Below are 5574 nucleotides of genomic sequence, written 5' to 3' on the forward strand. Positions count from 1 at the left end.
CGACTCCACCGCCTCACCCGCACCGGAGCCCTCCAGGACGACACCACGGTGGTGCCCGCCACCACGGAGGCCGTCGAGCGGTACGTCCGCGCCTACCGGGACCACCCCGACCGGCAGCAGGCTCTCGCCCGGCTCACCCTGGAAACCTGGCTGCTGGCCCGGGCGCGGCGGCTGCACGCCGCCCACCGCGCCGGCGTCGGCTCCTCGGAGCCGGCCGTCGAGGAGCACCTGCACGCCTGGGGCAAGCTCACCGAGCAGACCTTCCTCGCCCACCGCCGCGTCCTGCGCGGACGCCCGGAGCCGGCGGGCCCGCTGGAGCGGCTCGCCGAACTCCTGCACGCCGACGCCCGGGTGTTCACCGCCCCGGACCCGGCGGGGGAGCAGGGCCCGGCCGCCGGCTCCTGCGCGGACCCCGACGCCCTGCGCACGGCCGTCGCCGAGGAGGCCGCCGCCGTGCTCCGCGTCCCCGTCACCGAGCTGCTGACCGGCCGTCCGCTGACCGCGATACCCGGCTTCGGCTCCTTCCGCATGGTCGACATCGTCGAACGGATCGAGGAACGGCTGCACGTCGAGTTCGACGCCGACGACCTCGTCCCGGAGAACCTCCACGACCTCGACGGCCTGTGCCGCATCACCGCCCGCGCCCACCGGGAGACGCCGTGAACCTGCTGCACGACCTGATCGACGACGCCGCGCACCGCGCGCCGGACGCCCCCGCCCTCAGCACCTCGCGCGACTCCCTCACCCACGGCGAACTCGCCGCCGCCAGTCGCGCCGCCGCCCGCTGGCTGCGCACCCTCGGAGCCCGCCGCGGGGAACGCGTCGTGGTGCTCGCCCCCTCGGTCGTCGAGGTCGCCGTCGTCGTCCACGCCGCCTCCCGCATAGGCGCCCCCTTCGCGCTGCTGCACGAACAGACCCGCGGACGGGCCCTGGCCCACGTCCTGGACGACGCCGAACCCGTCCTCCTGCTCGCCGACGACGAGAGCGCCCGGAGCCTGGCGGCCGAGCGCGGCATCACCACCGCCCGCCTCTCCGACGTGCCGCGGGGCCCGGATCCCGAGACGGATCCCGAGACGGATCCCGGGACGGATCCCGAGACGGACCGCGACGCCGTGCCCGGCCGGCACGGCGCGGACACCGACGGCACCCACGCCCCGCTCCCGGTCGACCCGGTGTGCCTGATCTACACCTCCGGCACCACGGCGGCCCCCAAGGCCGTGGTGAGCACCCACCAGCAGGTGCTGTTCGCGGTCCGGGCGATCCAGGGCGAACTGCGGTACCGCCCCGACGACGTGGTCTACAGCCCGCTGCCCCTCTCCTTCGACTACGGCCTCTACCAGCTGTTCCTCGGCTCCCTCAGCGGGGCCGCGGTCCGGCTCGGGCTGCCCGCCGAGGTCGGGGCGACCCTGCTGCGCAACATCGAGGCCGCCGACGCGACCGTCCTGGCCTCCGTCCCCGCCGTCGCCGAGACACTGGCCAAACTGGTGCGCCGCTCGCCCGGCCACCGCCTGCGGCTGCGGCTGCTCACCAACACCGGCGCCGCGATGCCCCCGCAGCCGCTCCAGGTGCTGCGGGCCGCCGTCCCGGGGCTGCGGGTGCAGTTGATGTTCGGGCTCACCGAGTGCAAGCGCGCCGCCATCAATCCGCCCGACGCCGACCTCGAGCACCCCGGCAGCTGCGGCCGCGCCCTGCCCGGCACCGAGATCTACGCGACCGGCCCCGACGGGGAACGGCTGCCCCCGGGAGAGGTCGGCGAACTGGTGGTGCGCGGACCGCACGTCATGGCCGGCTACTGGCGCCGCCCCGAACTGACCGCCCAGCGCTTCCCGCGCCGCGACGGCCTCTTCCCGGAACTGCGCACCGGTGACCACGGATGGCTCGACGAGCACGGCTTCGTCCACTTCGCCGGGCGCCGTGACGACCTCTACAAGGAGCGCGGTTTCCGCGTCAGCGCCACCGAGGTCGAGGCGGCCGCCCGCCGCGTCGAGGGCGTCGAACAGGCCGCCGTCCTGCCGCCGGACGACGGATCGCCCGCCGTCCTGGTGATCGTCTCCGAGCGCGGGCCCGAGGACGTCCTGGAGGCCATGCGCGAGGAGATCGAGGAGTTCAAGGTGCCCCGTCGCTGCGTGCCGCTGCCCGACCTGCCCCTGACCCGCAACGGCAAGGTCGACCGCAAGGCGCTCGCCCGGGAGGTGGGCAGCCTTGTCTGAGACGACCGCCACCACCGCCCACCCGGACGCCGCCCGGCCCGCCGCCGAGGACGCGGCTCCGCCCGAGGTCCTGCCCTCCGCCGTCCGCGCGGCACTGGAGGCGGGCGTCGGAACGCCCGCCTACGTGTACGACCTGGCGCGCGTCCGGGAGAACACCGCCCGGCTGCGCGCGGCCCTGCCCGAGCCGGCCGACCTCTACTACTCCCTCAAGGCCAACTCCCATCCCGGCGTCCTGCGCACCCTCAGGGAGGCCGGAACCCTGCCCGAGGTGTGCTCGCCCGGCGAACTCGACGCCGCGCTCGCCGCCGGCTGGAGTGCCGGGCACGTCCTCTACACCGGACCCGGCAAGCGCGACAGGGACGTCGAGCGGGCCCTGGAGCTCGGGGTCCGGGAGTTCTGCGCCGACTCGCCCACCGGCCTCGACCAGCTCGAGCGGCTGGCCGGCCGGGCGGGCGTGCGGGTGCGGACCCTGCTGCGCGTCAACGACGACCGCCCCGCCCCCGGGCAGGGCCTCGCCATGACCGGCGTCGCCTCCCAGTTCGGCGCCGACACACGGTGGATCACCGACGAGCCGGAACGCTTCGGCGACCGCCCCCACGTCGAGGTCACCGGCCTGCACCTCTACATGGGCACCAACCTCACCCACGTACCCGATCTGCTGGCGCAGTTCCGGCAGTCGCTCACGACGGCCGCCCGGCTCCGCACCGTCCTGGCCCCGCACACCGCGCGGCTGGACACCACCCTCGACCTCGGCGGCGGTTTCGGCGCCCCCTTCGCCAGGGAAGGGGAGGCGGCCGACCTGACCGGCCTGCGGGAAGGCCTCACCGGCCTTCTCGACGCCTCCGCACCCGGGTGGCGCGAGCACACGCCCCGCCCGGCGTACGAGTCCGGCCGTCACCTCGTGGGCACCGCGGGGACCCTCGTCACCCGGGTCCTCGACGTGAAGCGGTCGCACGGCCGCGACGTCGTCGTGCTGGAGTCCGGCATCAACCACCTCGGCGGCATGGCCGGACTGCGGCGCCTGCCCCCGCTCAACCCGACCCTGCTCACCGACGCGGCAGGACGCGGCGCGGAGCGGCCCACCCTGGTCACCGGCCCGCTGTGCACGCCGCTCGACACCTGGGCGCGACAGGCCCCGCTGCCCCCGCTGCGCCCCGGCGACCTGCTCGCCGTCCCCAACGTCGGCGCCTACGGGCTGTCCGCCAGCCTGCTCGCCTTCCTCGGCCACCCGGCCCCGTTCGAGGTCGCCGTCGACGGCGACACCGCACCGCACATCTCCCGCCTCACCCTCACCCGGAAGGACTGAACCGCCATGGACGCCGTGTTCGAGAACGTGCTCCGCGACCACCTGCCCCGCCTCCAGGAGCAGCCGCTCACCGAGGAGACCCCGCTGCGCGACCTGGGGCTCGACTCCATGAAGTCGGTCGACCTGCTGTTCGCCATCGAGGACGAGATGGACGTCTCGCTGCCCGACGACGACCTCAACGAGCAGACCTTCGCGACCGCCGGCTCGCTGTGGCGGGCCGTGGAGGCCGCCCGCTCCTCCGAGGCCGTCGCGTGACCGCCACCACCACGGCGACCGCCCCGGCCGCGCGCACCACCGGCCGGGGCGAAGCCCCCCTCCTCCTCGCACCGCTGGCCGAGGAGGCCGCCGAGGTGACCGCGGCACACGCGCGGCGCACCGACAGCGAGGCCGTCTTCCCCGTCGAGGCACTGGACGCCCTGCGCCGCACCCGGCTGCTCGGCCTGCTCGTCCCGGCCGACGAGGGCGGACTGGGCGGCGACCTTGCCGACGTGCTCACCGTCACCCGGCGACTGGGCCGCGAGGACATGTCGCTCGCCATGATCTTCGCGATGCACTGCCAGCAGGTGGCCGCACTGGTCCGGCACGCCGACGGCGAGCTGCGCGACGCGCTCCTGCCCCGGATCGGGGCGGGCGAGGTGTACCTGGCGTCGGTCACCACGGAAGCGGGCAAGGGCGGCGCGCTCCTCACCGCCACCGCCTCCCTCGAGCAGCGCGACGGCCACCTGCTCCTGGACCGCTTCGCGCCGATCGTCACCGGCGGCGCCCACGCCGACGGTTTCCTCGTCACCATGCGCAGCCCGGACTCCGGCGACGAGCACGACGTCTCGCTGGTGTACGCCGACCGGAGCCAGCTCGAGGTCGCCTCCGCCGGCGAGTGGGACCCGCACGGCATGCGGGCCAGTCACAGCGGCGCCCTCCACCTGCGCGGCACCGTACCCGGCCACCAGGTCGTGGGGGAGCACGGCCGCTTCCGCGACATCGTCACCCACACCTTCGGACCCCTCGCCCACCTCGGCTGGAGCGCGGCCTGGCTGGGCACGGCCGAGGGCGCCCTGGCGCGCACCGTCGGCGTGCTCCGCTCCGGACGCACCCGCGGCGGCATCTCCCTCGACTCGGAGCTGCTGCTCACCCGCCTCGCCCGGGCACGGCACCGCCTGGAGACGGTCGCCGCGCTGCTCGCCCACACCCTGGACGCCGTCCGGCACGAGGACGTCTCCCGGCCCCGCGTCCAGCTCCTGGTCAACGGGCTGAAGGTGACCGCCAGCGAGCAGTGCCACGCGGCGGTGCAGGACCTGGTGGACGCGGTCGGGCTGCGCCACGGCTACCTGCGGGACTCTCCCGTCGCACTGGAGCGTTCCCTGCGCGACCTGCGGTCGGCGAGCCTCAACTACAGCAACGACCGGCTGCTGCTGGCCGACGGCAAGCTCACCCTCCTCGACGCGGAGGTGCGCCTTGTCTGAAGCCGTGGCCCTCGTGGACCGCGACCGCCCCGGGTCCGCGGCCGGGCCCGCCCCGGCCGGCGCGGGATCCGGACGCGCGCTGTGGGCGCGCCTGGGGGAGGAGGGCGCCCTGCGCGGCGTCTACCGGGAGGGGCGACCCGAACGCGGGGTGCTCCCCGACCGGCTCCGCGACCTGATCGTCCGCGTCGAGGCGGAGCAGGGCGCGGGCCCGCTGCTGGCGGTCTGCGTCCAGACCGCCACCGTGCTGCCCCTGCTGGCGGAGGCGGGTCGGCGTGATCCGGCCGTGGCGGACATCGCCCGGCGGATGCTCGACGGACGGCTGGTCGTGGCCCTCGCCGCCACCGACAGCGGCCCCGGCTCCGACCTCACCGCCCTCACCACACGCGTGGAGGAGACGGACGCCGGACCCGTGCTGCACGGCAGCAAGCGCTGGATCACCAACGCGGCCCACGCCGACCTGCTGCTCGTCCTCGCCCGCCGCCGTCCCGGCCCCCACTTCACCCACTTCACCTGGTACCTGGTGCCCGCCGACGCCCCGCGGGTCCGTGTCGAGGCGGTGCCGGGGCCCCCCCTCCCCCGGGCCGGCCCCCGGCCCGGC

General features: G+C 75.7%; 6 protein-coding genes. All 6 read left to right on the plus strand.

Annotated features, from left to right (window positions below; all coding sequences use genetic code 11):
* A partial coding sequence (locus ACOV8S_RS32190) for a hypothetical protein (protein ID WP_448322103.1) occupies positions 1-663 on the plus strand: 663 nt, incomplete at its 5' end.
* Positions 660-2210 carry a class I adenylate-forming enzyme family protein gene (locus ACOV8S_RS32195; RefSeq protein WP_448322104.1) on the plus strand — a complete coding sequence of 517 codons (1551 nt, stop codon included), beginning with the start codon at positions 660-662 and terminating at the stop codon, positions 2208-2210. The genes ACOV8S_RS32190 and ACOV8S_RS32195, both read left to right, overlap by 4 nt.
* Positions 2203-3516: a type III PLP-dependent enzyme gene (locus ACOV8S_RS32200; RefSeq protein ID WP_448322106.1), complete on the plus strand. Its 1314-nt coding sequence runs from the start codon at positions 2203-2205 to the stop codon at positions 3514-3516. The genes ACOV8S_RS32195 and ACOV8S_RS32200 overlap by 8 nt, the downstream gene beginning before the upstream one ends.
* A 6-nt stretch (positions 3517-3522) precedes the next feature.
* Positions 3523-3771 carry a phosphopantetheine-binding protein gene (locus ACOV8S_RS32205; RefSeq protein ID WP_448322108.1) on the plus strand — a complete coding sequence of 83 codons (249 nt, stop codon included), beginning with the start codon at positions 3523-3525 and terminating at the stop codon, positions 3769-3771.
* Complete coding sequence (locus ACOV8S_RS32210; RefSeq protein WP_448322109.1) at positions 3768-4976, plus strand: acyl-CoA dehydrogenase family protein; 1209 nt, start codon at positions 3768-3770, stop codon at positions 4974-4976. Before ACOV8S_RS32205 ends, ACOV8S_RS32210 begins: the two co-directional genes overlap by 4 nt.
* The coding region (locus ACOV8S_RS32215; RefSeq protein WP_448322111.1) for an acyl-CoA dehydrogenase family protein at positions 4969-5574 on the plus strand (606 nt) is incomplete at its 3' end. The genes ACOV8S_RS32210 and ACOV8S_RS32215, both read left to right, overlap by 8 nt.

It is taken from the genome of Streptomyces sp. CO7 (assembly GCF_053474865.1).

What these genes read in the sequence shown, in the direction of transcription:
- ACOV8S_RS32205 (WP_448322108.1), top strand. Translation starts at nt 3,523, where the DNA reads ATGGACGCCGTGTTCGAGAACGTGCTCCGCGACCACCTGCCCCGCCTC.